Genomic DNA, 25,286 nt, shown 5'->3' with positions numbered 1-25,286 from the left:
ATAACGCACAAACCCCAAGACATGCAACCCGAGGCAATAGGGAAACAGCATCATGCCTTTGTACCGATCCAGAACCTCAACCCATGGCCGCAACATGGCCGGTGCCCGTGGCCTGTGGCGCGCGACCGGCATGGGGGATGATGACTTCGGCAAGCCGATCATCGCCATCGTCAACTCGTTCACCCAGTTCGTGCCGGGCCATGTCCACCTGAAGGATCTGGGCCAGATGGTCGCGCGCGAGGTCGAGGCCGCGGGTGGTGTTGCCAAGGAATTCAACACCATCGCGGTGGATGACGGTATCGCCATGGGCCATGACGGGATGTTGTATTCGCTGCCCTCGCGTGAGGTAATCGCGGATTCTGTTGAATATATGGTCAACGCGCACTGTGCTGATGCGATGGTCTGCATCTCGAACTGTGACAAGATCACGCCCGGCATGCTGATGGCCGCGATGCGCCTGAACATCCCCGCCATTTTCGTCTCGGGTGGGCCAATGGAGGCGGGCAAGATCGACATCGCCGATCTGGACGCCAAAAAGATCGACCTCGTGGACGCTATGGTGGCCGCCGCTGACGACAAGTTCACCGATGAGCAGGTTCAGCATATCGAGGAAAACGCCTGCCCGACTTGCGGGTCGTGCTCGGGCATGTTCACCGCCAACTCGATGAACTGTCTGGCCGAGGCGCTGGGTCTGGCGCTGCCGGGCAACGGCTCGACTCTGGCCACACATGCGGACCGCAAAGAGCTGTTCCTTGAAGCCGGTCGCCGGATCGTCGAGATCACCAAACGGCACTATGATCTGGACGAGAAAGGCTTCCTCCCGCGCGAAATCGCCACGTTCGATGCGTTCGAAAACGCAATGAGCCTGGATATCGCCATGGGCGGATCGACCAACACGGTGCTGCATCTGCTGGCCATCGCGCATGAGGGCGAGGTGGATTTCACCATGACCGACATGGACCGTCTCAGCCGTCAGGTGCCCTGCCTGTGCAAAGTCGCACCCAATACCGAAAATGTGCATATGGAAGACGTCCACCGCGCCGGTGGCATCTTCTCAATTCTCGGGGAACTCAGCCGCGCCGGGCTGCTGCACGAGGATTGCAGCACGGTCCATTCCGGCACGATGGGTGAGGCGATTGCCAATTGGGACATCAAGGTGGCCAACAACCCCAAGGCGCAAGACTTGTTCAAGGCCGCGCCGGGCGGTGTGCGCACCACGCAGGCCTTCAGCCAGTCAAACCGGTACAAAGAGCTGGACACCGACCGCGAAGGCGGCGTGATCCGGTCGAAAGAACATGCGTTCAGCCAGGATGGCGGTCTGGCGGTTCTGTTCGGCAATATTGCCCGCGACGGCTGTATCGTGAAAACAGCCGGTGTCGATCCGGCCAGCCTGACCTTCACCGGGTCGGCCTATGTCTGCGAAAGCCAGGATCAGGCTGTGAACGACATTCTGACCAGCAAGGTCAAAGAGGGCGACGTGGTGGTCATCCGCTATGAAGGCCCGCGCGGCGGTCCGGGGATGCAGGAAATGCTGTACCCGACGTCTTACCTGAAATCCAAAGGTCTGGGAAAAGCCTGTGCTTTGCTGACGGATGGACGGTTCTCGGGTGGAACCTCCGGCCTGTCGATCGGCCATGTCTCACCCGAGGCGGCCGAAGGTGGCGAGATCGGACTGGTGCGCCAGGGTGACCGTATTGAGATCGACATCCCCAACCGCTCGATCCATCTGGCAGTCTCAGATGAAGTGCTTGCCGAACGACGCCAGGAGCAGGATGCAAAAGGCTGGATACCGGCAGCGCCCCGCAAGCGCAAAGTCTCAACCGCGCTCAAAGCCTATGCCAAACTGACAACCAGCGCGGCAAAAGGGGCCGTGCGGGAGGTCTAAGACATAAGGGCCGGACACCAAATCAAGTGATCCGGCCCAATCAATTCCCAAAGCGCTCCCGCGCCTTCTGGCGCTATCGGCTTCGGTCTTGGGCCTGGCGCGGCGCATAGCGCGGCGCCAGGCCCAACCAGAGGAGATGTTTCGCAAGATACATTGCCGATGGGCGGGAGAAGGTGATTTCCAGCTCAATCCCCAAGCTTGGCGTGGACTTCATCCAGATCAATCTCGGCGATCGGCATCTTGTTGGCCGGATCTTCAAAATCGTATTTGAACAGATCGAAATCTTGTTTGTAGATCTCGTAGACAAGATGCATCGACAGGTCGTCGAAATAGTCCTCGACAGGATGCTTTCGTTTGGGTCCGTGGCCTTCGGATTCGTTGAACCGCGGGATTTCGGACAGGGCCACCTTGTGTGGCGTGTCCAGGTTGCTCAGAACACCTTGCATCCCATCGTTGAACTTCTCGGTCCAGAAGATGCGATCATATCGTCCGCCATTTGCAATAAAGGTCGACACATGGCCAGACATGGCGGACCAGTGGATATCCGGATCCATGGGCCGGCGCCACCTGATCGTGTCACGAGCAAATAACAGGAATCTGCGGAAACTGGCGACCTGGTCGAAATCACCCTGACCGTCCTCTCCGCCAACCTCGATGCCGTAATTGTAGATCAGCGTCGGCACCAGATTGCCGCGATACCGTTTGCCGTTGCGCTGAATTCCACAGATCTTATCAAAAAACGAACTGAGAATTCGCGTGTACGGGTTCCGCACGCAGGTGAAAGAAAAGGAGTTATGATTTCGGACATTTGTCGAAATCGGCTCCTGGCTGGGACCGAACGCCCATTTATGCATCCCGTCCTTGGCATCGTGGATATCGCCGTCAAAAAACCGGCCATGATCCGAAAAATACATGATTTGCCCGATGGTTGAGCATGCACATTTCGGGACAACACGGTAAACCATGCTCTCGCTCTCGGTCATCCATGTACCGGGAAAACCCATTTTCTGCGCCTCCTCAACAGGTCGTAACTCACTATTCGCGCCTGCTTTTGTATCTACAGAACCAAAAATAATCTGTTTATTCAATCGCTCATCATCAGTATCACAGAGGGAACCGGGCAGAAACGGATAACAAAGAACTGAAATGGCAAAAATTGCCTACATTTTGTTGTGCCACAAGGACCCTGACGCAATCATTGCGCAGGCCGAGCAGCTAACCGCCGCTGGCGATTGCATGGCCATACATTTTGACGCCCGCGCAAGTCGCGAGGCCTATGCACGCATTCAGGGCGCTCTTCAGGCCAATTCGAATGTCACTTTTGCAACCAAACGCATCAAATGCGGTTGGGGCGAGTGGTCTTTGGTACAGGCCACATTGAACGCAGTGCAAGCCGCCCTCGAGGCCTTTCCCCGCGCGACGCATTTCTACATGCTGTCAGGGGATTGTATGGCGATCAAAACAGCGGAATACGCGCATCAGTTCCTGAACGACAACGACAGGGATTTTGTCGAAAGCCACGACTTTTTTGCCAGTAACTGGATCAAGACCGGCATGAAAGAAGACCGGCTGATCTATCGCCATTTCTTCAATGAACGCACCCAGAGCAGACGATTCTATTCATCCTATGACGTACAGAAAAAACTTGGTCTGACCCGCGAGGTTCCGGCTGACATCCAGGTCATGATCGGCAGTCAGTGGTGGTGTCTGCGCCGTCATACTGTTGAAATGATCTTTGAATTCCTGGCCCAGCGCCCGGACGTAATCCGCTTTTTCTCGACCACCTGGATACCGGATGAGACTTTCTTTCAAACGCTTGTCCGCCACCTTGTTCCCCGTGAAGAGATCGACAATCGAACGCTCACATTCCTGATGTTCTCGGACTACGGAATGCCCGTGACATTCTATAACGACCATTACGACATGCTGTTAGGGCAGGATTTTCTGTTCGCCCGCAAAATCAGCCCCGAGGCACATGAGCTGAAGGACCGGTTGGGCCAGCTCTATTCTGCGGATGGGGTGGATTTTCACATCTCGGATGAAGGCCGCAATCTCCATAGTTTCTTAACCGCAAGAGGGCGCGTCGGACGCCGCCACAAGCAAAGGTTCTGGGAGGCCGGAAATACGCTGGGACCGGACCGCGATGTTTTCCTGATCGTATGCAAGAAATGGCATGTGGCCAAGCGTCTGGTCGATCAGATTAAATCCGAAACCGATATCCCTTGTGTCGAGTATCTGTTCAACGAACAGGATACGGCTCTGCCCGATCTGGGTGGCATCGAAACGACCTTGCTCAAACGGTCCCGCCACCGGCGTGCTCTTGTGCGGATGCTGTTTGACAGTTTCGAAACCGACCGGCTGGTTCTATGCATCGATCCCTCAGATATCGAAATCATTCAGGACTTCTGTGCAGATCAGGTCAAAACCCATGTGCTTGAAGTCGAGTGTGAATATTCCGACGATTACCTGATCGGCCACGCCCGCCGTGTGGGGTTGGCCGGTCAGGACAGCCCGACCGAAACCGTGGCACGGCTTGTCCCAACTTTGCACAACGCGATGGAATACGAATCCGAGTTGATCCGGGGCACCGCGCAGGATCGACATGCACGCCTGCGGGAAACCAGCGACCGGACAGAAAACGAAGACGCCATTGTCCGGTTTCTGAATGTTTCACAGGAACAGGCGCAGGCCATCATGCGATTGGATTATTTGTTTGCAGATTGATGAGCCGGCGGCACCATCAGGTACCGCCGACAGCACGATCAGATGTCGAACTTGACGCCTTGCGCCAGCGGCAGCTCGGCTGAGTAGTTCACGGTGTTGGTCTGACGGCGCATATAGGCCTTCCACGCATCCGAGCCGCTTTCACGCCCGCCACCGGTTTCCTTCTCGCCACCAAATGCGCCACCGATCTCGGCCCCCGATGGCCCGATATTGACATTGGCAATGCCACAGTCCGATCCCGCTGCGGTCAGGAATTGCTCGGCCTCGCGCATGTTCAGAGTGAATACGCAAGACGACAGACCTTGCGGTACGTCATTTTGCAATTCGATGGCTTCGTCGAACGCGTCGTACCCCATGACATAGAGGATCGGCGCAAAGGTTTCGGTCTTTACGGTTGCTGTCTGGCCAGGCATCTCGACAATCGCGGGCTGCATATAGACACCGGCGGGGACGTTTTCGGTCACGCGGCCGCCACCAAAGACTGCGCCGCCTTCGGCCTTTGCAGCGTCCAGCGCAGCGGTCATGGCCGCGCCCGAGGCTTCGTCCACCAGCGGACCGATCAAAGTGCCTTCGATCAGCGGATTGCCGATGGGCAGACCGGCATAGGCTTTTTTCAACCGGCTTACCAGTTCTTCGCGGATCGAGTTGTGAACGATCAGACGGCGCAGCGTGGTGCAGCGTTGACCGGCTGTGCCGACAGCAGAAAAGACAATCGCACGCACGGCCATTTCCAGATCGGCCGAAGGGCCCACGATCATCGCGTTATTGCCGCCAAGCTCGAGAATGCATTTCCCGAACCGCTGCGCCACGATGGGGGCTACGGCACGGCCCATCCGTGTGGACCCGGTCGCCGAAATGACCGGCACGTCCTCGCTGGCCACCAGCGCCTCGCCCAGCGCGGCACCTCCGATCAGGGTCTGCAGCAGGTGGTCGGGCGCATCGCCAAATCGGGCCAGTGCACGTTCAAAGATCTTCTGGCAGGCCATCGCGGTCAAAGGCGTCTTTTCAGACGGCTTCCAGATCACCGGATCACCGCAGACCAGCGCCAGCGCGGCATTCCACGACCAGACCGCCACCGGGAAGTTGAAGGCCGAGATCACGCCCACCGGTCCTGCCGGGTGCCACGTTTCCATCATCCGGTGGCCCGGGCGCTCAGATGCGATGGTCAAACCATAAAGCTGGCGCGACAGGCCGACGGCGAAATCGCAGATGTCGATCATCTCCTGCACTTCACCCAGACCTTCCGAGGTGATCTTACCGGCTTCCCAGCTGACCAGCGCACCCAGATCGTCCTTGGCGGCGCGCAATTCCTCGCCCAGCAGGCGAATCAGTTCGCCCCGGCGTGGGGCTGGAACCGTGCGCCACGCCTTGAATGCCGTCTTGGCATTGGCAAACACCGTGCCCATCCCTGACGCAGGCGTTTCATGTACCTCGGCCAGAATGCCGCCATCAACGGGCGAGCGTACAGCCAGCGTGCCGCCCATCAGCTCAGCGGCTGTCAGGTCCAGATTTGCAAGGGTTGTTTGGGCTGTCATAGCGATGTCTTTCATATCTCAGGCCGCCTTGTTCTGTTTGGTTATGTCCCCGGTGCGATAAAGCTGACCGAATTCGGTGTTCAGGAAATCAGACAGGTTCACCTGCTCTTGCCGCACGAACCCTTCGCCGGGCAAAGCACCCGTTCGCATCAGATCAACCACACCCAGAACACCGGCAGCAGTGGTGACCTGAATGGCACTCCAGACCTGACCATTGAGGGTTCGGGCATAAGATTTGTTGATCAGGGATTTCTCGCGCAGAGCCCCATCGATCTTGCCTTTTGCGGTGCAAAAAACCAGAACCACATCCTGATCGGTCCGCGGCAGCGCGGTCTCGAAGATTTCCTTCATCAGGTCGCGACGACGTTCCAATCCAAGATCATTCAGCAGCAAACGCAGAATATCACGGTGTCCCGGGTAGCGGATCGATCGGTACGACACGTCCCGCGCCTTTCCGTCCAGGGTTTCTGGCAACGTGCCCAACCCGCCCGAGGTATTGAAGCATTCATATTCCACCCCGTCATGACCCAAACGCTCGTAATCCTCCAGCGGTGCGGTCTTGACCCGTTCGCCATTCACGATGGCATCGCACGGGTTGCAATATTCGTTGATCAGCCCGTCGGTGGACCATGTCAGATTGTATTTCAGCGCGTTGGTCGGATAGAGCGGCAACGCCCCGACCCGCATATGCAGGCTGTCCAGCGTATCGAACTCGGCAGCCAAGGCCGCGCCGGCGATGCCGACAAAACCCGGTGCCAACCCGCATTGCGGCATAAACGCCGTCTCGCTGTCGGCGGCCAACTCGCGCACTGCGTTGGTGGCGGCAACATCTTCGGTCAGGTCAAAATAATGCGCGCCGGCCGATTTGGCGGCTTTGGCAATCCGTGGGGTCAGGAAAAACGGAGCCGCCGAGATAACCGCATCGAAACCGTTCAGACCCTCAGCCAGCTGCGTTTCATCGCTGACATCAATCTGGCGGGTCGAAACTCCCTGCCGATTCAGCACGGACAACGCCGCCAGATCGCGGTCGGCAACCGTGACAGAATAGTTGGATGAAGATTGCAGCAAAGTCGCGATCATCTGACCGATCTTGCCTGCTCCGATGACACAGATATTCCAGCTCAAAACGCGCCTCCTCTTTCGTTTCAGAAAGTATGAAGGCACAGTTGTTCAATCTGCAGAGGCAATCTTGACGAAAACGTCAAAACTATCGCCATATTGACGGACCTTCCGTCATACCGCCAATACTGGAATCGTCACTGCCTCAGGATTCGGCGTCCAACCCCTCGGTCGACAGGTCATCAAGCCTGGGCATCAGGCGCAACAATTCGCGGGCATAATCCGTCTGGGGGTTGGCGAACAAGTTATTGGTTTCCTGCAACTCGACAATTTGGCCCTGTTTCATCACTGCCACTCGGTCGCACATCTGACGTACCACCGGCAGGTCATGACTGATGAACAGCAGGGTCAGGCCCAGATGTTCCTGCAGGTCCTTCAAGATGTTCAGAATCTGCGCCTGAATGGACACGTCCAGCGCGCTGGTTGGCTCGTCACAAATCAGGAATCGCGGTTGCGTGGCCAGCGCACGTGCAATCGAGATACGTTGCCGCTGTCCGCCCGAGAATTCATGCGGGTATTTCTGCCCGGCCTCATGGCCGAGTCCCACCTGATCCAACAACTCATCGACGCGGCGTTTGATATCTGCACCTTCCATCAACCTGTGATGGCGGATCGGCTCGGCCACGATCTCATCCACCCGCATACGGGGATTGAGCGAGGAATACGGGTCCTGAAAGATCATCTGGATGTTCTTGCGATAGGCATCCAGCGCGGTCCGATTGGTCAGATCGCTGACCACCTGCCCGTCGAATGTAATCGTGCCGCCATCCACAGGGTACAACCCTGCAATCATCCGTGCGACAGTCGACTTGCCCGAGCCGGATTCACCCACAACGCCAAACACCTCGCCTGCGCGGATGTCGAAACTTACTTCGTCAACGGCGGTGAAATAGGTGCGGTCCCAGGGCAACAGGCCTTTGCGCTGCAGGAACTTCTTGGTCAGGTTGCGGATCTCGAACACCGGTTTGCTGGTGTCATTATCCACCTTGGGCCAGTGGCGGGCCATGTCTTCGATGGCAAAGCGTGTCTCGCGTCCACCATAGCTGATCTGGGGAAAGCGATGCAGTTTCAGGGTCGGGCGCGGCACGGCAGCGATCAGCGATTTGGTGTATTCATGGGTGGGCTGCCCCATCACCTGCGCGGTCGGGCCGGTTTCGACAACCTTGCCCGCATACATCACGGTCACCTTGTCCGTCGTGTCCGCGATCACACCCATGTCGTGGGTGATCAGGATGACGCCCACCTGACGTTCCCGCGCCAGTTCTTTGATCAGGTCCAGAATCTGCGCCTGAACCGAGACGTCCAGCGCCGTCGTCGGCTCATCCGCGATGATCACATCCGGTTCGGTACACAAGGCAAGCGCGATGACCACACGCTGCCGCATCCCGCCCGAGAACTGGTGCGGATACTGGTCCAACCGCGTGTCCGGATCGGGGATGCCAACCCGGTCAATCAGGTCGCGCGCCCGCTGGTTCGCCTCGGCATCGGTGCCGCCCAGATGGGCCTGAATGGTCTCGGTCAGTTGTTCGCGCACGGTGAATAACGGGTTCAGCGAGGTCAGCGGGTCCTGAAAGATCATCGAGATCTTTTTGCCGCGCAGCCCCCGCATCGCCTCGGTATCCAGACCACTGATCTGGTCACCGCTCAGCTGGATCGTGCCGCTGGCAATACGGCCGGGGCGATCCAACAATCCCATGATGGCCGCGCCAATGGTGGATTTACCGGCCCCGGATTCGCCAACCAAGCCGTGGATTTCTCCGGGTTCAACCGACAGGTCCACATGGTCCACGGCTGTGAACAATTTGCGGCGGGTGGGGAATTCGACCGTCAGGTCATTGATCGTCAGAAGGCTCATGAAATCACCGCAGCTTGGGGTTCAGCGCATCGCGCAGCCAGTCGCCCAGCAGGTTCACAGACAGGGCCAGCGCCAACAGGGTGCAGGCCGGGAAGAACAAGATCCACCACTCACCCGAGAACAGGAAGCCCTGCCCGATGCGGATCAGCGTGCCCAATGACGGCTGGGTTGGTGGTGCCCCTACGCCGAGGAAGCTCAGCGTGGCTTCGGCAATGATCGCCAGCGCCAGTGAGATCGTGGCGATGACCAGAACCGGGCTGAGTACATTGGGCAGGATGTGGCGGAACATAATCGGGAAAGAACCGCGCCCGATCAGGCGGGCGGCCTGCACGTATTCCTTGTTCTTTTCCACCAACGCAGCACCGCGGACGACCCGGGCAAACTGCACCCAGTCGGACAGGGCAATGGCGATGATCAGTACATAGATCGCCATCTCGTCACGATATTCGGGTGGGGTCACGCCTTTGGCGATGCCAAAGATCAGCATAGCGACCAGAATGGCCGGAAAGGTCAGCTGCACATCTGCGACCCGCATGATCAGCGTCTCGACCCAGCCGCCGAAATAGGCCGCGACCAGCCCCAGAACAACTCCGATGATCAGCGCCAGCAGCACCGCCGCAGCGCCGACAAACAGGGATATGCGCATCCCATAGAGGATGGTCGAGAACACATCCCGCCCCTGATCGTCGGTGCCCAGCAGAAAAGTGTCCTGCGTAAAGGCATTCGGCGTGCCCGGCGGTGTAAATCCGTTCATCAGGTTCAGCGTTGCCGGATCAAACGGGTTATGCGGCGCAATCAGCGGGGCCAGTATTGCCGCCAGCACCAGCAGGACCACAACAAATGAGGCAACCATCGCCACGGGTGAATGCCGGAAGGACCATGCGAAATCGCTGTCCCAGAATTGGGCCAGCCGTGATTTGGGCACTTGTCTCGAGGTTTCAGAAGTATCGGTCATGTGGCCCTCGCGTCGACACGCAGGCGCGGGTCAATGGCATAGTACAAAAGATCGACGATCAGATTGATCGACACGAACATGACCGAGATCAGCATCAGATAGGCGGCCATAACAGGGATATCGACAAACTGGATCGCATTTATGAACAGCAGGCCCACACCGGGCCACTGAAACACCGTCTCGGTGATGATGGCAAAGGCGATGATCGAGCCCAGCTGCAACCCGGTGATGGTGATCACCGGCACCAGCGTATTTTTCAGCGCGTGGCGAAAATTGATCACCCGGTCCGACAGCCCACGCGCACGTGCAAAACGGACATAGTCGGCACGCAGGACCTCAAGCATTTCCGACCGCACCAGCCGCATGATCAGCGTCATCTGATACAGGCCCAGCGTGATCGCCGGCAGGATCAGCGCCTTGAGCCCCGAGGTCGTCAGGAACCCCGTGGACCAGCCGCCAATCATAACGGTCTCGCCCCTCCCAAAGCTGGGTAAAAGATCCAATTCAACCGAGAAGATATAGATCAGCAATATCCCGATCAGGAAGGTCGGCAAGGAAACCCCAATCAGCGACACGGTCATGATGATATTCGCCGCCACCCCCTGTCGTCGGATCGCTGTGAAAACGCCCAGCGCGATGCCAAGGGTGATGGCCAGAAAGCCCGACACAAAGGCCAGCTCCAATGTCGCGGGGGCGCGCTCGGCTATGATGGTCGAAACCGGTCGGCCTTGCCGGTAGGACACGCCAAAATTGCCCTGCACCGCGCCTTGCAGGAACTTGAAATATTGCACCGGAAACGGCTGATCCAGACCAAGATCGGACCGCAGCCGGTCGATATCGGCCTGCGTACGTTCCTGCCCCAGCATGTTGTCGATCGGATCACCGACAAAGCGGAACATCGAAAAGGCAACCAGACCCACGATCAGCAGCACGATCACGGATTGGAACATCCTTTGGACAATATAAGCGAACATTCGTTTTCCTCGTTGATCGGGCTGTCTATGCAGGCCCGGGCGGGGTGGTCAAGATACCGCTAACGCAAGCTAGCGTTTTCTGGCCCCGCCCCGGTTTCAGTTCACCGTTACCCAGCGCAGCAGAAAGAAGTTGTCCGGGCGCTGTGTCAGTTCGACATTGCTGCGTGTGCCCCAGACCAGGGGCTGCACATACATCGGCACATAGACCTGTTCGTCCTGAATGATCTGCGTGACCTCATCCAGCATCGCCTGCCGTTTGCCCGCATCCAACTCGGACTGGATCATCGGCAGCAGCTCATCCACCCGCGCGTTCGAAAATCCGCCGAAATTCCAGCTGCCCAGCTTTTTCTCTTCGTTTGGAGTGGCCACAAGGAAGCGCACGGGGTGTTCGGCATCAAATGTACCGGGGCTCCATCCCAGCAGGTACATATCGTATTTGCCTTCCCGGAGTTCCGGCCAGTAGTTACGGACCGGCATGGCATCCAGTTCCGCAGTGATCCCGATCTGGGCCAGCATGCTGACAACCGCCTGGCAAACGGCCTCATCATTCAGATAGCGGTCATTGGGGCATTTCAGCCCGAACGAAAACCCATCTGCATATCCGGCCTCGGTCAGCAGGGCCCTGGCGGCATCGACATCAAAGGCGGGACGGTCTGCATTCGCCTCGGAATAACCACTCATCGCCGGGCTGACCAGTTGCGAGGCCGCTTCGGCATTCCCCCGCATGATAGTCGCAAGAATGGCATCCACATTGACCGCCTGTGCCACTGCCTTGCGGACGCGCGGGTCACGGAACGGGTTCGGTTTGCCCGCATCGTCGGTGTATTTGAGCACCTCGGCCTGATGATCGAACCCCAACATGATGACCCGTGCCTCGATCCCCTGAATGACGTCGACATCCCCGTTTTCCTTCAGGCGCGCCACGTCCTGAATCGGCACCGGGTTGATCATGTCCACATCGCCTGACAACAAGGCTGCAACCGCTGTCGCCGGGTTTTGGATCGGAGTGAACTCAGCACTTGTGATGTTGTGGTCGGCCTGATCCCACCAGCCGTCAAAGGGCTCAAGAACCGTGCGCAGGCCGGGCTCTCGTGCCGCAAGTTTGAAGGCGCCTGTGCCGTTGGCGTTCAGGGTGGCGTAATTCCCGACCTCTTTGTCGGGCACCGCTGCGTCATTGGCCTCGGCCCAGCCCTGATCCATGATCATCCAGTTGGCGATTGAGGATGGGAATAACGGGTTCGGCGCAGTCGTCATGAAATCGACCGTATAGTCGTCGACCACGATCACCTCGCTGATGGGCGCGAACCAGCTGCGGGTGTCTGACGCCTCGCCCGAGGCGCGCTGATAGCTGAATAGAACGTCCTGCGCATCAAAGCTGCTGCCGTCATGGAAGGTCACACCCTCACGCAGGTTAAAGCGCCAACCTTCACCGTCGCCAATCGTCTCCCAGCTGACGGCCAGCGCGGGTTGAACGCTCATGTCCTTGTCGCGACGCACGAGGCCCTCATAGACATTGTTCAGAAACCCCAGAACCGGGGCCGAGTTGACCGCGTGCGGGTCCATCGTCTGCGGGTCAGTGGTCGAGGCCCATTTGAATTCGGCGGCCTGAACGCTGGTGGTGGCCAGCAAGGCCAATGCAATGGCGCTGTTCCTGAGGGTCATGGCGAAATCTCCCTTTGTTGCCCCGCAATGCGGTGTTGCGCTTAACAATAGCGCAAAAGGCAGGGCGCGATACCGCGCCCTGCCAAATCACTGATCTGAATGGCTTAGTTCAGAGTGAAGTATTTGACCTTGGGTTGATCTTCGGCATCCACTTCGATGCCCACACCGTCGGCCATGCCCCAGTTCAGAACCTGGTGATGAATGGGGATGTAAAGCGCTTCGTCCTGCACAACCCGCCAGATGTCGGCGATGTCGGCATTCCGAGCGTCAAGATCGGTATTCGAGGCAAGCGACTTGATCTTCCCGTCCAGCGCATCGTCCTGATAACCGGTGCCGTTCCACGTGCCGATGTCATCTTCGCGTCCATGAACAAGGAAGTTGAAGATGTATTCCGAGTCATATGTCGGCACACCCCAACCCAGCATGTAGAAATCTGTCTTGCCATCGGTGATCAGCGGGAAATGCTGTGCCTTTGGCTTGGCGTCCAGATTCACGGTCACGCCGATCTGGCCCAGCATCCCAACAGCCGCCTGACAGATAGCTTCATCGTTGATGTACCGATCATTCGGGCAGTCCAGCCGAAGCGAGAAGCCATCGCCATAACCTGCCTCTGCCATCAGTTCCTTGGCCTTGGCCAGATCGGTGGAGGATTCGCCGTCCATGTCAGAGGTCCAGCCATTCACGAAGGGAGGTGCGATCATGCCTGCAGGCTGCGACTGGCCGCGCATCACGACCTGCTTGATCGCATCACGGTTAATCGCCATCGACATCGCTTGACGCACCCGCACATCGGCCAGAGGGTTCTTGCCGTCCACGTTATCCGCCTCGATGTCGTCGGCACCCTGGTTCATACCAAAGAAGATCACCCGGTTCTGCGGGGCTTGCTTGACCATCAGACCGTCGACACCATTGACGCGTTCAATGTCCTGCACTGGCATATCCTGGAGGAAGTTCACCTCACCCGACAGCATCGCCGCAACGCGGGTCGCAGCGTTCTGGATCGGGGTATAGATGATCTCGGTCACTTCCATGGGGAACTGGTCGATGCCCCAATAGTTGTCGTTGCGCACCATTACCGTCTTGATGTCAGGCTCGCGGCTTTGAAGAACATAGGGGCCCGTACCGTTGGCATTGGTGGTGGCATAAGTGATTTCGCCGCCTTCGAAATCCTGAACATTAACGGTGTCATTCGACTCGGCCCAGCCCTTGTCCAGAATGAACAGGTTTGTCAGGTTCGACGGCAGGATCGGGTTCGGACCATCTGTGACAATCTCGACGGTGAAATCGTCAACTGCACGCACTTCGACGATGGAGCCGATCAGCTCTTTCATGTCGGAATTAGGTTGCTTGGCACGGGTAAAGCTGAACACCACATCTTCGGCGTTGAAGTCCGCACCGTCATGGAATTTCACGCCTTCGCGCAGCTTGAAGACCCAAACATTCGGGTCATCGGCCTTGGGGCCCCACTCGGTCGCCAGCGCGGGCTCGAATGCACCGGTCACGTCGCGGATGATCAGAGGCTCGTAAATCTGGTGTCGCACGGTGTGCGTCGGACCTTCATTCTGCGAATGCGGATCCAGCGTCAGCGCATCACCGGCCCGCGCCCAGCGCAGCGTTTCCGCCGAAGCGCCCGCCGCCATCAGCGCCGTCGCACTTGCAGCGATCATCAGGTTTCTTAGAATCATTTGTAACTCCCCTTTTTGTTAACATCGCCCTTTGGACGACAGACCATTTTTACGGCCTTGGTGGTCCTGATCATCCAGATCATCGTTACAGTTGCAACACCTGATTGAGCATAAAAACGGCAGTTTGGCGGATGCCCCGACGCAAATCTGCCGTGCGCGCATGAACTTACGTAGCGGAAAGCTTACGCCAAGCTGTGACCGCTGACCGTCTTACAAGTACGGATTTCCGCAGTTTGCAAAACATGCCTTCCGGTTGAACATTCCGGGAATGAAGCCAAGTTTCGAGCCACTTGCGGTCAAAAAACTGGTCCTTGGACCTTGCCCGAATCTGCTGACCACGGCGGATCGCCATGCTGCAGGTACCCGTCGGCCTGATCTGGGGCAACCAGGACACCTTTGCGCCGGTACAGCAGGCCATGGACTTGCACATTCTTTGACCCGATGCCCAAATGGACACCTTGGCAGGGGTCAGGCCATACCCCGGATTGAGGCCCGCAGGAATTTCAAACTGCGCTTAAAAACATTCTTGATCAGATGTCCCAGTTAACTTCGGGAGAAATCGAAAGATGAAAACATTTACCAGAAGGGCGGCCTTGTTTGCCGGCGGAGGGTTTGCAGGATGGGCCGCGTCACGGTGGCTGGGACCGGACCTACCTGTCTATGAAGGCACAAAAAGGACATTTGCGGAAACCGGCGACAAAGTGATGAATGACGCCAGCGGACTGTCACCGACACCGATCCACAAACATCTGGTGTTCAGCGATGACCCCGGAGACACGCTGGTCGCCGCCATCCGACAAGAGCTTTCGGAGGCCAGATCAGAAGGACGCCCGGTCAACATTGGGGCCGCGCGGCATTCCATGGGTGGGCAAGCCATTCCCCGCAACGGCACAGCGATTACCTTTGACAATGGATCGGTTCAGATCGACGGTTCTGCCGGGACCTATCTGACCCATGCCGGAGCCCGCTGGTCACAGGTCATCTCAGCGCTTGATCCCGCAGGCTGGTCCCCCAAAGTCATGCAGTCAAATAATGATTTCGGTGTCGCCGCCACTTATTCGGTCAATGCACATGGCTGGCCGGTTCCCTTTGGGCCGATGGGGGCGACGGTCCGGTCGTTGCGCATGATCTTGCCCTCGGGTGAGTTGGTGACCTGTTCGCCCACCGAGAACGCCGAGCTGTTCAATCTGGCGATGGGCGGGTACGGGTTGATCGGCGTGATCGTGGACCTTGAGGTCGAGATGGTTCCAAATTCACGCCTGACGCCGGGTTTCGACATTCTGGAAGCAGGAGCGTTTGCCTCGGCCTTTCGTGCGGCGATTGACGACCCGGCGGTCACAATGGCCTATGGCCGCCTGAATGTTGAACGCGATGCGTTTTTCGAGAAAGCGCTATTGGTGACATATCGCGAAGGCTCGGACCAGTCGGACCTGCCACCAGCGTCCGGGTCGGGGTGGATGTCGCATGCGGCCAGCCGTCTGTACCGGGCTCAACTGGGCAGCGAGCCCTTCAAATCCTTCCGTTGGTGGAATGAAACACGGCTGGGCCCAGCGCTGGGTTCGGGTGAGGCGACGCGGAACACTTTGATCAACGAACCGGTTGTGACTCTGGACGACCGCAACCCGGATCGGACCGACGTCCTGCACGAGTATTTCGTGGGGTTCGATGCGTTCGACGATTTCTTATCAGTGTGTCGCGCGGTAATTCCGGCCTCGTATCAAGAGTTTCTGAACGTAACGCTGCGCTATGTCGCACAGGACGATCAGGCTGTTCTGTCCTATGCAAGCGAACCGCGGATCGCCGCTGTCATGTCGTTCAGCCAGGAGCTGACCGAACGCGGCGAAGCCGATATGGCGCGGATGACCCGGGCGCTGATCGACGGGATCGTGGCGATTGGCGGAACCTATTACCTGCCGTACAGGCCACACGCGACACTGGATCAACTGACTGCAGCCTACTCCAATGCGGAAGGGTTTGCGCAGGCAAAACGAGAGCTTGATCCGCAACTGGTTCTGCGGAACAACCTTTGGGACAGCTATCTGGGGCGTCTATGAGCAACCTTCAAAAACTCTGTCTGATTTACTTTGTCGCGCTGATGATTGCCGCATCGCTGAACTATATTCCCGGCCTGACGGATCAGGATGGTCTGGCCTTTGGCATTTTCGCACTGGATATCTATGACGATGCGCTGCACGTGGCCTCGGCCCTTTGGGCGCTGATCGCCGGGCTGTTGTCACACCGCGCGGCTCGTAGCTTTCTGATCCTGTTCGGGCTGGCTTATCTGGGGGACGGCGTGTTCGGGTTTTTCACCGGTTATGGCTATCTTGATCTGGGTATCTTTACAAACCCATCGGCCGGGCCGGAATTGTCCCTGCCCCGCCTGTTTGCCAACCTGCCGCATCTGGCGCTTGGCGGCGTTGCCGCCTGGGCCGGGCTGCGGGACCGGAGACACACCGCATGAGGTTCCTGCTGCGGTGGACCAAACGGCTGATTCTGGTGTTGATCCTTGCCGGGATCGCGCTGGCTGCTCCGATCCTCTATGTGGAAACAAGCTGCCGTGGTACGGGTCAGCCCCCGGCTTATACCGCCCTGATCGACCCGGCACATCACCGGGCCGAAACCCGGACGCTGATGACTTATCCTGAGTGGCACATTGTCCACGCCTACGAGGATTACGCCGAGGTTCTGCGCACTCAGGATCCCCATGATTACGGGTTCTGGAGCAGTATCACCGGATTTTGGGGGTCACTTTGCGACCTGAACCGGAACGCCTCGGCCTTGGGAGAGGTGGATAGGGCGACCAAACAGATGGTTTATGTGATCGGTGCCAGCTTTTCCGCCGAACTGGCGCTGAAGGCCGCCTATGAGGAAACCCTCGGTCGGCTGGCCTCTGCCTTGCGGGGCCCACAGCGGGCACCTCTGGATGATTTGTCGGCACAACAGGCCGCCGCATATGCCGCGTTTCTGCAACAGGTTCCGTGGTATAAATGGCCCTTCGCCGACGACGCCCAGAGCCTGGTCGAACAAAACAGCGGCAGCCTGCGCGACAAGGAAAGAGCGATTGCGCTGGGTCTGGAATACGGTGCCAAACAGGCCTATGCTGGCGTGATCGAACAGGCGGTCGCGCAGGTCGGCGCGGATGAACTGACGCTGCGGATGATCGTCACCGGAGTCAGCGCGGACAGCCTGTCGGCCTATCCCGGTGTGAATGTTATCGCGGAAGGTCCGAACGGGACTGAGGTCGAAACACCGCGCTACCGGACCTTGACCAACCTTTTGGCCGATATGGCCGGCGCTGGGGTCGAGATTGTCGAGATCGCCGGCAATGACGACATTCTGTTCACCGCCCTGTCGGGTCAACCAACTGCGCCGGATGCAATCTTCAGCGCCCAACGACAAGGGTTCGGGGACTATCGTCATCTGATACTGGTCAAGGTTCCGGACCTCTCTCAGCGTCTGCGCCAGATCCAGGGGGACGGCCTGACGCTTGAGCATATCCATGACTATTAGATCACTCCTGACAGCTATCCCCCTTATGGTGCTTGGATGGCTGTCGGTTCTGGTGGTCGTCGCATTGATAACGGACGAGGCCCCTGCCTATGTCGTGGTCTTTCCCTCAGAGGGGTTGATGCGAAATCTAGCGGATGATGTGGCGGTCATCGACTCTTCGCAAGTCAGTGTCACGGTCACATCGGATAGCAGCGGGTTCGCCCAATCGCTTTACCGGCAAGGGGCACGGCTGGTCCTGCCTGCGGGCCTGCCCGGTTGCCTTCCACTGCCTGCCCGACAGTGATCAATTCTGTCAAACATTCGGGGCCAATACACGAATGACCTCTGGCCCCGATTAGAACCTGAAGAACCGCAATTCAAAGCACGCGCCACATGGGGCGGGCAGGTTTTCGATTTCACCGCGATGCGCAGACAGGATGTTACGGACTATAGCCAGACCCATACCGGTCCCGCCGCTTTCCCGGCGGGTTGTAAAGAACGGATCGAACACGCGGTCGGCGTTACCGGGCGATATCCCCGCACCATTGTCGGACACGATCAGGATAACCGTGTTTCCAGCCTCTGAGGCGCGCAGATCAACCGCGCTGGCCCCATGATCTTTGGCATTTTGCAGAATATGGCCCAGAACGATCCGCAACCCCTCGGCCGAGATCGGGAATGCGACCTCATCCGCCCCGGACAGGTTTAGTTCTAGCTGCGCCGCCGGCAGCGCATCGCGCAGGGTTGTCGTGCCGACATATCGGGCCTCACGCGCACGGGCGGCATCCCGAAGCGCGGCAAGCTGGGTCTCGATCTGCTCCCGCGCCCCGTCGATCTGCGCGATTAGGGCTTTGGAGTCATCGCTGCCATCCGGGGTGTCCTGTAGCATCTCAACCGCCGCGCGGATTGCGGTTACCGGTGATTTCAACTCATGCGTGACATGATCGGTATAAGACCGGATGGTCGCCTCACGGTCACGCAGCGCCTCGGCCATGGTGACGACCTGAGTTGCGGTCTGGTGAAGCTCTTTGGTGCCGAAATGCCGGATTGGCACGGCGCGGGCCCCGACCTCTTGCGCCCCGGCATAGGCCTGCAAAGCTTTGATTGGACGCAGCAGCAACCGTACCAGCAACCAGCCCAGCCCCGATGTTGCAAGAAAGATCACTCCGCCCAGAACCAGGGCAGAGTTCCGAAAGCCGAATTCAGGACCCAAATAACGCAGGGCCACCAGCCCCGCGAATGACAGACCCAATGTCCCGACCAGCGCACCGCCCAGCACAAATGCCAATGAAGGCCGCCAGCGCCGGGTCACCCCAGCCTCCTCATCCGGATACCCTGACCATGTACGGTTTCCACCGAGTCCGACAAACCAACCTGCGCAAATTTGTTCCGCAGGTTCCGCAGGTGGCTGTCCAAGGTCCTGTCCGAGACCTGGCTGCGCGCGCCCCAAATCTCGGCAATCAGGGCCGTGCGGGGAACAAGACGACCCGGTGTTTCCATCAACATCACCATGATCTGAAACTCAGTACCGGTCAGGGCAATTTCCGTGTCGTGGCAAGCACAGAGTCTTGCGGTCCGGTCCAAGGTCAAGGGGCCGTGCCGCAGAATTCCCGGCGCCGCCACAATGCGATTGGTGCGCCTCAGGATCACCTTGACCCGCGTCACCAGTTCGCGCGGGCTAAAAGGCTTGGTCACGTAGTCATCGGCCCCAAGCTCCAGCCCCAGAATCCGGTCGACCTCATCATCGCGGGCGGTCAGGAACAGGATCGGGACGTCCGAACGGGTTCGAATTTTCTGACATACGGCAAAGCCATCCAGTTCGGGCAGGCCAACATCCAGAACGATCAGGTCCGGTTCGTCGCGAAACGTGCTGATTACGGCTTCCTGACCGTTGGCGGCGGTCGAAACGCTGTAGCCAGCGCGTTCCAGCCCCAGACGCACAACTTCACGCAACCGCGGATCATCATCGACAACTAAGATATTCATATACCCGGACCGATACTGCTCAGATCGGCACCATAGCGGGACAGGCGCCACTTTCGAAAGCCCCATTCCTGCCAGCTGTTGATCGGGTCGGCTTCAATATAGCACAGCGAATTCGGATACCCGTAGCTGATATGCATCCCGGTCATGGGCCCCAACGAACACAGATAGGCATAGTCCGGTTCGGACAGTTTCAGGTTTCGGGTCGCGATCACATGGGCAAAATTCACAAAACTGGTGCAATAGAGGACCAGAACGCTCAGAATGCCGGTTCGCGCGATCAACCAACTATTGGATTTCCTGAACGCTACTTGCCACCCAACCAGCGCCAGACCCGCGGCTACAAGACCCATCCAGATCTGCGCATAGATACGCAGGTAGGTCAGGCCATAGGTGCCGACATATAAATCCAGACGCATCAATGCCGCACCGCACAGAGCCACATTTTGTGCCAGCCACAACACCATCAGCGGTTTCAGCACCCGATTTTCATCCAGAAACGGCCGCGCTGCCAGGGCGAATGCACCGGCCAGCAGCGCCGTTACCAGCAACGGATATGCGCCGCGATGGGCATAGGATGCATAGCTCATCCCCTCGGGCAATGAGGCCCCGCCCAGCAGAATCGAAAGGTCCAGCACAGTCTGAACACCAATCAGTGCATTGAACACCCAGAGCGCCCGTAGGACCGAACCACCGTTGAGGCCGGGGATCGTCTGAGGGCCTGCGAATGGTCGCGGGTTCAGTCCGCGAAGCGGGTGATTGTCAACAAACGGCCAGATGATCAGCGCAATCCCTCCCCAGAACATGGCGCGCTGCAGCAGTTGACCGAAAGCGATATCCGGGGTGACAAGGGATTGGAATACCGGGTTCGCCTCGGCCAGCAGGGTAACAAAAACCATTGTCCCGCCAATCGGCAGACCCCAGTTGCGCAGGAACTGCCGAACCCGCGTCCAGCCGCCTCCGGCATCGCTGTCAATCGTGGTTTTCAGGCCGGGTATCGCGCGGACCGGGCCAAGCCAGTTCTTTGGAAGATCAGTCAGAAACCCCAGCGCCAGCAAAAGCAGTTCCAGAACCTGGCCTTTCGGGTGCCTGACCCAGACAATGGCAACGACGAGCCCGGACAAAAGAAATGCGACCGATAATGGTTGAACGAAATCCACGACCGGCAAAACACTCAGCACCAAAACCGTTGCGGGCATAAGCACCCCTTTGCCAGACCGATCCGCGGGCAGGCCGCACAAAAAGACCGCCACAGTAAAGACCGCCAGAGACACACCCGCCTGATGTCCCCAGAACAGGTAATCCGCCAGCGCGACCAGCAAGATAAACCCGATCACGCGCCATGCGCGACCATCGGTGGCAAACGCCGGGGTTGAACCCGGCGGGCCCTTGGTGCCTGAAATCACCGTCTCTTCCGACAGCCACCAAGCGTCCAGCGCCAGAGAATTCGGAACTCCAGAAATTATAAGTTGCTGCGCCATTTCTTCCCTCTTGTGTTTTAAGGGACTGGTTTGACCCAAAGGTCGGGAAGCTCGGGTGCAGAAGATCTGCAGAAACTGTGCAGATCGGTGAAATGAGTGTCGGATTTGCAAAGCCTCGCACGTCCTAGCAGGATGAAACCAACATCGCGGAGGTAAAAATGATCTATGCAATCTCGATCTATGGTCAGGCGGGTGTGTTCGAAGCGTTGCCACAGGACCGTCAGGACGATGTCATGGCAGGACATACGGTGCTACAGAATGCCCTCAGGCAGCGCGGGGATTTCCTGTCCGTCAAACTGATGCCCCCGACTACGGCTGTCACAGTCGAACCCGCGGCTGCCGAGACTCTGCAACCTATGATCGTCGACGGCCCGTTCGCTGAGACGAAAGAAAGTTTTCTGGGCTTATATCTGGCCGAGTTCAACGATCTGGATGAGGCGCTTGAACATGCGCGAATGATCTCGTCACCTGTTGCCCGGCTTGAGGTCCGCCCCGCCGCCTGGGCAGGCGGGTCGATGACCTTGGATTGACCGCGTGTCGGATTGGCTAGAGGCCACGTTCTTGCAGCAACGCCCGCAGGCCATCGCGGCCCTGACGCGGTATTTCCGGGACATCGACCTTGCCGAAGATGCATTTGCCGAAGCCTGTCTAAAGGCCCTGACCGTATGGCGCAAACAAGGCGCGCCGCGCGATCCGCTGGCTTGGCTTTTGACCACCGCCCGTAATGCCGGGCTGGATGGTTTGCGCAAATCCCAACGCCGCAGCGCAATCCTGACCCGCCACAGGGAAGAATTTCATTCCATGACTGATGACCCACCAGATCCGGACGAGCTGCGCGACGATGTTCTGCGCCTGCTGTTCATCTGTTGTCACCCGGACCTAAGCCCGCAAGACCAGATTGCGCTGGCCCTAAAAATTGTTACCGGGTTACGTGTAGAAGAAATCGCCCGTGGTTTCCTTGTCAGTCCAAAGGCAATGGAACAGCGAATTACCCGCGCCAAGAAAAGGATCGCAGGAAGTTCTGTCGCTTTTGAAACACCCACGCCACAGGAGCGGGCTGCGCGTTTGGGCGAAGTGTCTTTGATGATCTACCTGATGTTCAACGAAGGCTGGTCAACCTCGGGTGGCCCGGTGCAAATCCGGCTCAAACTATGCGATGAGGCGATACGTCTGGCCCGGCTGCTGGTTGCCCTGTTCCCGACGATGGCCGAGCAGATTTCACTGCTGGCCCTGTTGCTTCTGCAACATGCCCGTCGTGAAGCACGGCTAGACGATCAAGGTGATCTTGTAGCCCTGGAAGATCAGGACAGGGCCCTTTGGGACGAGGCCAACATCGCCGAAGCGACAGCCCTGATGCAAAAGGCCGAACGGCTGAACCAAGTGGGTGTTTACGGTATTCAGGCCGCAATTGCCGCCGTTCATGCGCATGCCCAATCGACAGAAGATACGGACTGGTCTCTGATCGAGGCGCATTATGCCGCGCTCTATCGCCTCCAGCCCTCGCCGGTTATCCGCCTGAACCAGATCGCCGCCGGGTCCAGGGTTCATGGCCCACGCCGCACGCTTGTTGCGTTGGATACTGTGGCGAATGATCTGGCGTCTTATCGCTGGTTCCATGCCTTGCGCGCGGCAATGTTGCGAGAGATCGGCGATCTTCCCGCCGCGATCCAGTCCCTTAACCGCGTATTGAACCTTGGCCCGACGGGACCGGAACGTGTGGCGGTACTGAAAGAAATCGCCGCCTGTGAAAAAGATTTGAACCAGTTGTAGGAAAGGCCGATCCTCACGCGTCCTTTGTTCAGTCCCGCATGCAGCGGGCAATCAAAGGGAGATAAAGATGAGCATTCTGGACATGACCACCGTTGGAAACTCGGGCTGGATCGGGCATTCCGGGCCAGACCAGACCAAGGCCAAGCAATTCTACAAAAATGTGCTGGGCTGGAACATTAACGAGATGCCGATGCAGGACGGGTCAAGCTATGCCGCCGCGGTGGTTGGTGAAACGCCAATCGGAGGGTTCTCGCCCATGCCCGAGACGGATGGAAACTGGACGATCTATTTTACAGTTGCTGATGTCGATAACAGCCTAGCAGCCGCAGTTGCACAGGGAGCCTCAGTCTTGCAACCCGCCATAGATATGCCCGGGGTCGGCCGGATGGCCACTCTGAACGACCCACAAGGCGCACGGTTTGCGTTAATTACTTATGAAAGCATGGCGTCTTAATCTTGGGCAGACAGGAGAATTCCCATGGAACACACACCGCAAATCGCTCTGCTTGTGACAGCAATCTTTGTGCTTATGAGTATTCCGATGGGAATTCTTGTAGGCATCAGACGATCCCAGACCGGAGTTTTACTGCTGCACGGGGATGACGACGAGCTGCTGCGGCGGATTCGGGCACATGGGAACTTTACTGAATATGTTCCACTGGCCCTGCTGGCTTTGGCGGGGGCGGAGATTGCCGGTGCCTCAGACTGGCTGGTCGGGGGATGCGGTCTTGTGCTGTTGGTGGCCCGCGCCGTGCATTATGTCAGCCTGCGTTCCACACCCGACGGCAAAGGTCGGGTGATCGGTGCCGCACTGACAACATTGGTGATGCTCGTCTTGTCCCTGTCAATTCTTTGGCAGTTGGCGGGATCAGTCTGATGCCAAATGATGAACACCTGAACCAACGTATGCGCCTCGCCCTCGAGGCGCATATTGGAATTTCCGAAATGCGGATGATGGGTGGCACCTGCTTTTTTCTGAACGGCAATATGTTGTGCGGCGCGCGCCGCGACAAAGACGGGTTTGGACGGTTCATGTTCCGTGTCGGCAAGGCCAAAGAGACCGAGGCGCTTTCTAATCCGTTTGCAAACCCGATTGTCCACGGAAAGCGAAAACTCGGTGGGTTTGTCGTTGTAGACGAGGTCAACTGCGATCCGGCTGCGCTGGGTGACTGGCTGAGCCTGTGCCTGGCGCACGCCGCCAGCCTGCCGCCGAAAAGTTGAATATCAGGAGAAGATGATGGATCAGTTCCGCTGCTTTTCGCCCGAGGCCCTTCAGTTTCTTTCTGATCTGCGAGCCAATAACCGACGCGAGTGGTTTCACGCCAACAAACAGATCTATGAGGCCGCGATCAAACAGCCCGCAGAACAATTTGCGGCCCAGATGTCACAGGCGCTGGCTGAAATGACGCACATGCCCCATTCGGCCAAGATCTACCGTATTCATCGAGACGTGCGGTTCTCAAACGACAAGTCACCCTATAATCCTCATCTGCGCATGTCTTTCATACCCGGGGATTGCGGAGATCAGCCCCCGCTTTGGCATTTCGGGCTGTCCCCGGATTGCCTGTCCCTTGGGTGCGGCGTCTTCCAATATGTAAAAGCAGCCCTAGAGAGGTATCGGACCGGCGTAGCAGGACCAGCGGGAAATGATCTCATGGCAATCATCAATGATCTTACGGCCAGGAATGTCAGGATCAGCGAGCCCGAGTTGAAGCGCGGACCGTCAGGCTATGCGAGTGATCACCCCCATCTGGACCTTCTACGCCGCAAGGGGCTTACCGTTTGGACGGATCTTACCGCCCAACCCACCGTAACCCAGGCAGGTCTTAGGGAAGAATGTCTAAATCAATTTCAGCTCTTCCACCCGGTGTTTCGGGCCTTGCAGTCCCTTGGCACCTAGCCGACCTAACACAGGATCATGGTATCCCTTCGCCTTCTTCAACGCCAAGGGTCTCACGTTGAGCGGGCCAGGCAGCGAGGGTGCGTAACCAACATTGCTGCCCGTTTCCTACGGGTTGGCATTATCTATTACGGGTCTGTCACAGTGTTTTTCTCGTACTGCTTGCTTCCACGGTGCTTCCAGTTGTGATGACGCAACGCAAAAGCCCGCTCCGGCACGGTGTGTAATATATTGATATTGTGTAGTGATTTTGGTTGCGGAAGTAGGGT

General features: G+C 58.1%; 23 protein-coding genes. 12 read left to right on the top strand and 11 right to left on the bottom strand.

Going from position 1 to position 25,286, the window contains the following annotated elements:
• The first annotated feature begins 52 nt into the window (after window positions 1–52).
• Entirely contained in the window at window positions 53–1,885 is a 1,833-nt protein-coding gene (gene ilvD / locus AC2FH0_RS18415; RefSeq protein WP_496692675.1) for a dihydroxy-acid dehydratase, read from the top strand.
• 185 nt (window positions 1,886–2,070) lie between these two features.
• Here the strand turns inward: ilvD and AC2FH0_RS18410 are convergent, their stop codons facing one another.
• The gene (locus AC2FH0_RS18410; RefSeq protein WP_142638414.1) at window positions 2,071–2,889 is read right to left on the bottom strand and encodes a sulfotransferase family protein; all 819 of its coding nucleotides are present in this window, start codon (window positions 2,887–2,889) and stop codon (window positions 2,071–2,073) included.
• Between the two features lie 142 nt (window positions 2,890–3,031).
• Here AC2FH0_RS18410 and AC2FH0_RS18405 point away from each other — a divergent pair, with 142 nt between their 5' ends.
• Window positions 3,032–4,609: a DUF5928 domain-containing protein gene (locus AC2FH0_RS18405; RefSeq protein ID WP_496790045.1), complete on the top strand. Its 1,578-nt coding sequence runs from the start codon at window positions 3,032–3,034 to the stop codon at window positions 4,607–4,609.
• A gap of 38 nt (window positions 4,610–4,647) precedes the next feature.
• On the opposite strand, the gene amaB is transcribed toward AC2FH0_RS18405, so the two are convergent.
• The 7 genes from amaB to AC2FH0_RS18370 all read right to left on the bottom strand — a co-directional run bounded on the left by amaB (window position 4,648) and on the right by AC2FH0_RS18370 (window position 14,394).
• Window positions 4,648–6,144, bottom strand: a complete 1,497-nt coding sequence (gene amaB, locus AC2FH0_RS18400; protein WP_496790044.1) for an L-piperidine-6-carboxylate dehydrogenase — start codon at window positions 6,142–6,144, stop codon at window positions 4,648–4,650.
• Between the two features lie 18 nt (window positions 6,145–6,162).
• A complete protein-coding gene (locus AC2FH0_RS18395; RefSeq protein ID WP_496790043.1) occupies window positions 6,163–7,269 on the bottom strand; it encodes a saccharopine dehydrogenase family protein in 1,107 nt (368 codons plus the stop codon).
• Window positions 7,270–7,408: 139 nt separating this feature from the next.
• Window positions 7,409–9,118, bottom strand: coding sequence for an ABC transporter ATP-binding protein (locus tag AC2FH0_RS18390; protein WP_496790042.1), 1,710 nt, complete (start codon window positions 9,116–9,118; stop codon window positions 7,409–7,411).
• A 4-nt stretch (window positions 9,119–9,122) separates the two neighbouring features.
• Window positions 9,123–10,073, bottom strand: a complete 951-nt coding sequence (locus AC2FH0_RS18385; RefSeq protein ID WP_271950952.1) for an ABC transporter permease — start codon at window positions 10,071–10,073, stop codon at window positions 9,123–9,125.
• Complete coding sequence (locus AC2FH0_RS18380; protein WP_142638424.1) at window positions 10,070–11,047, bottom strand: ABC transporter permease; 978 nt, start codon at window positions 11,045–11,047, stop codon at window positions 10,070–10,072. Before AC2FH0_RS18380 ends, AC2FH0_RS18385 begins: the two co-directional genes overlap by 4 nt.
• 96 nt (window positions 11,048–11,143) lie before the next feature.
• Window positions 11,144–12,709, bottom strand: a complete 1,566-nt coding sequence (locus tag AC2FH0_RS18375) for an ABC transporter substrate-binding protein (protein ID WP_496703018.1) — start codon at window positions 12,707–12,709, stop codon at window positions 11,144–11,146.
• Between the two features lie 104 nt (window positions 12,710–12,813).
• Window positions 12,814–14,394 (bottom strand): ABC transporter substrate-binding protein, encoded by a 1,581-nt coding sequence (locus AC2FH0_RS18370; RefSeq protein WP_185956712.1) that lies wholly within the window; start codon window positions 14,392–14,394, stop codon window positions 12,814–12,816.
• A 566-nt stretch (window positions 14,395–14,960) separates the two neighbouring features.
• Here AC2FH0_RS18370 and AC2FH0_RS18365 point away from each other — a divergent pair.
• From AC2FH0_RS18365 to AC2FH0_RS18350, 4 genes are read left to right on the top strand one after another with little or no spacing between them, the layout of a single operon-like run.
• Complete coding sequence (locus AC2FH0_RS18365) at window positions 14,961–16,448, top strand: FAD-binding oxidoreductase (RefSeq protein WP_496790040.1); 1,488 nt, start codon at window positions 14,961–14,963, stop codon at window positions 16,446–16,448.
• The gene (locus AC2FH0_RS18360; protein WP_496692670.1) at window positions 16,445–16,855 is read left to right on the top strand and encodes a hypothetical protein; all 411 of its coding nucleotides are present in this window, start codon (window positions 16,445–16,447) and stop codon (window positions 16,853–16,855) included. The genes AC2FH0_RS18365 and AC2FH0_RS18360 overlap by 4 nt, the downstream gene beginning before the upstream one ends.
• A complete protein-coding gene (locus AC2FH0_RS18355; RefSeq protein ID WP_496790039.1) occupies window positions 16,852–17,904 on the top strand; it encodes a hypothetical protein in 1,053 nt (350 codons plus the stop codon). The genes AC2FH0_RS18360 and AC2FH0_RS18355 overlap by 4 nt, the downstream gene beginning before the upstream one ends.
• On the top strand, window positions 17,894–18,187 hold the full coding sequence (locus tag AC2FH0_RS18350; RefSeq protein ID WP_496709704.1) for a hypothetical protein: 294 nt from the start codon (window positions 17,894–17,896) through the stop codon (window positions 18,185–18,187). The genes AC2FH0_RS18355 and AC2FH0_RS18350 overlap by 11 nt, the downstream gene beginning before the upstream one ends.
• Window positions 18,188–18,238: 51 nt before the next feature.
• Here the strand turns inward: AC2FH0_RS18350 and AC2FH0_RS18345 are convergent, their stop codons facing one another.
• From AC2FH0_RS18345 to AC2FH0_RS18335, 3 genes are read right to left on the bottom strand one after another with little or no spacing between them, the layout of a single operon-like run.
• The gene (locus AC2FH0_RS18345; RefSeq protein ID WP_496790038.1) at window positions 18,239–19,195 is read right to left on the bottom strand and encodes a sensor histidine kinase; all 957 of its coding nucleotides are present in this window, start codon (window positions 19,193–19,195) and stop codon (window positions 18,239–18,241) included.
• The gene (locus tag AC2FH0_RS18340; RefSeq protein WP_496790037.1) at window positions 19,192–19,869 is read right to left on the bottom strand and encodes a response regulator transcription factor; all 678 of its coding nucleotides are present in this window, start codon (window positions 19,867–19,869) and stop codon (window positions 19,192–19,194) included. Before AC2FH0_RS18340 ends, AC2FH0_RS18345 begins: the two co-directional genes overlap by 4 nt.
• Entirely contained in the window at window positions 19,866–21,347 is a 1,482-nt protein-coding gene (locus AC2FH0_RS18335; RefSeq protein ID WP_496790036.1) for a DUF4153 domain-containing protein, read from the bottom strand. Before AC2FH0_RS18335 ends, AC2FH0_RS18340 begins: the two co-directional genes overlap by 4 nt.
• A 158-nt stretch (window positions 21,348–21,505) precedes the next feature.
• On the opposite strand from AC2FH0_RS18335, the gene AC2FH0_RS18330 reads away from it, so the two are divergent.
• From AC2FH0_RS18330 to AC2FH0_RS18305, 6 genes are all read left to right on the top strand, one after another.
• Window positions 21,506–21,877 carry a YciI family protein gene (locus AC2FH0_RS18330; RefSeq protein WP_142638441.1) on the top strand — a complete coding sequence of 124 codons (372 nt, stop codon included), beginning with the start codon at window positions 21,506–21,508 and terminating at the stop codon, window positions 21,875–21,877.
• Window positions 21,878–21,881: 4 nt separating this feature from the next.
• Window positions 21,882–23,117 carry an RNA polymerase sigma factor gene (locus AC2FH0_RS18325; protein ID WP_496790035.1) on the top strand — a complete coding sequence of 412 codons (1,236 nt, stop codon included), beginning with the start codon at window positions 21,882–21,884 and terminating at the stop codon, window positions 23,115–23,117.
• A gap of 67 nt (window positions 23,118–23,184) precedes the next feature.
• A complete protein-coding gene (locus AC2FH0_RS18320) occupies window positions 23,185–23,571 on the top strand; it encodes a VOC family protein (protein ID WP_142638446.1) in 387 nt (128 codons plus the stop codon).
• A 24-nt stretch (window positions 23,572–23,595) separates the two neighbouring features.
• Window positions 23,596–23,994 (top strand): MAPEG family protein, encoded by a 399-nt coding sequence (locus AC2FH0_RS18315; protein WP_142638448.1) that lies wholly within the window; start codon window positions 23,596–23,598, stop codon window positions 23,992–23,994.
• On the top strand, window positions 23,994–24,338 hold the full coding sequence (locus AC2FH0_RS18310; protein ID WP_496689891.1) for a TfoX/Sxy family protein: 345 nt from the start codon (window positions 23,994–23,996) through the stop codon (window positions 24,336–24,338). Before AC2FH0_RS18315 ends, AC2FH0_RS18310 begins: the two co-directional genes overlap by 1 nt.
• Before the next feature lie 16 nt (window positions 24,339–24,354).
• On the top strand, window positions 24,355–25,017 hold the full coding sequence (locus AC2FH0_RS18305) for a DUF2461 domain-containing protein (protein WP_496692664.1): 663 nt from the start codon (window positions 24,355–24,357) through the stop codon (window positions 25,015–25,017).
• The last annotated feature ends 269 nt before the right edge of the window (window positions 25,018–25,286 follow it).

The organism is Ruegeria sp. CDSC051 (assembly GCF_059610665.1).
Note: the sequence above shows the minus strand (reverse complement) of the source record. Positions and strands in the feature narration are given on the sequence as shown.

What these genes read in the sequence shown, in the direction of transcription:
- AC2FH0_RS18390 (WP_496790042.1), bottom strand. Translation starts at nt 9,118, where the DNA reads ATGAGCCTTCTGACGATCAATGACCTGACGGTCGAATTCCCCACCCGC.
- AC2FH0_RS18330 (WP_142638441.1), top strand. Translation starts at nt 21,506, where the DNA reads ATGATCTATGCAATCTCGATCTATGGTCAGGCGGGTGTGTTCGAAGCG.
- AC2FH0_RS18320 (WP_142638446.1), top strand. Translation starts at nt 23,185, where the DNA reads ATGAGCATTCTGGACATGACCACCGTTGGAAACTCGGGCTGGATCGGG.
- AC2FH0_RS18405 (WP_496790045.1), top strand. Translation starts at nt 3,032, where the DNA reads ATGGCAAAAATTGCCTACATTTTGTTGTGCCACAAGGACCCTGACGCA.
- AC2FH0_RS18365 (WP_496790040.1), top strand. Translation starts at nt 14,961, where the DNA reads ATGAAAACATTTACCAGAAGGGCGGCCTTGTTTGCCGGCGGAGGGTTT.
- AC2FH0_RS18360 (WP_496692670.1), top strand. Translation starts at nt 16,445, where the DNA reads ATGAGCAACCTTCAAAAACTCTGTCTGATTTACTTTGTCGCGCTGATG.
- AC2FH0_RS18335 (WP_496790036.1), bottom strand. Translation starts at nt 21,347, where the DNA reads ATGGCGCAGCAACTTATAATTTCTGGAGTTCCGAATTCTCTGGCGCTG.
- AC2FH0_RS18410 (WP_142638414.1), bottom strand. Translation starts at nt 2,889, where the DNA reads ATGGGTTTTCCCGGTACATGGATGACCGAGAGCGAGAGCATGGTTTAC.
- AC2FH0_RS18305 (WP_496692664.1), top strand. Translation starts at nt 24,355, where the DNA reads ATGGATCAGTTCCGCTGCTTTTCGCCCGAGGCCCTTCAGTTTCTTTCT.
- AC2FH0_RS18340 (WP_496790037.1), bottom strand. Translation starts at nt 19,869, where the DNA reads ATGAATATCTTAGTTGTCGATGATGATCCGCGGTTGCGTGAAGTTGTG.
- ilvD (WP_496692675.1), top strand. Translation starts at nt 53, where the DNA reads ATGCCTTTGTACCGATCCAGAACCTCAACCCATGGCCGCAACATGGCC.
- AC2FH0_RS18385 (WP_271950952.1), bottom strand. Translation starts at nt 10,073, where the DNA reads ATGACCGATACTTCTGAAACCTCGAGACAAGTGCCCAAATCACGGCTG.
- AC2FH0_RS18370 (WP_185956712.1), bottom strand. Translation starts at nt 14,394, where the DNA reads ATGATTCTAAGAAACCTGATGATCGCTGCAAGTGCGACGGCGCTGATG.
- AC2FH0_RS18315 (WP_142638448.1), top strand. Translation starts at nt 23,596, where the DNA reads ATGGAACACACACCGCAAATCGCTCTGCTTGTGACAGCAATCTTTGTG.
- AC2FH0_RS18375 (WP_496703018.1), bottom strand. Translation starts at nt 12,709, where the DNA reads ATGACCCTCAGGAACAGCGCCATTGCATTGGCCTTGCTGGCCACCACC.
- AC2FH0_RS18355 (WP_496790039.1), top strand. Translation starts at nt 16,852, where the DNA reads ATGAGGTTCCTGCTGCGGTGGACCAAACGGCTGATTCTGGTGTTGATC.
- AC2FH0_RS18380 (WP_142638424.1), bottom strand. Translation starts at nt 11,047, where the DNA reads ATGTTCGCTTATATTGTCCAAAGGATGTTCCAATCCGTGATCGTGCTG.
- amaB (WP_496790044.1), bottom strand. Translation starts at nt 6,144, where the DNA reads ATGACAGCCCAAACAACCCTTGCAAATCTGGACCTGACAGCCGCTGAG.
- AC2FH0_RS18310 (WP_496689891.1), top strand. Translation starts at nt 23,994, where the DNA reads ATGCCAAATGATGAACACCTGAACCAACGTATGCGCCTCGCCCTCGAG.
- AC2FH0_RS18350 (WP_496709704.1), top strand. Translation starts at nt 17,894, where the DNA reads ATGACTATTAGATCACTCCTGACAGCTATCCCCCTTATGGTGCTTGGA.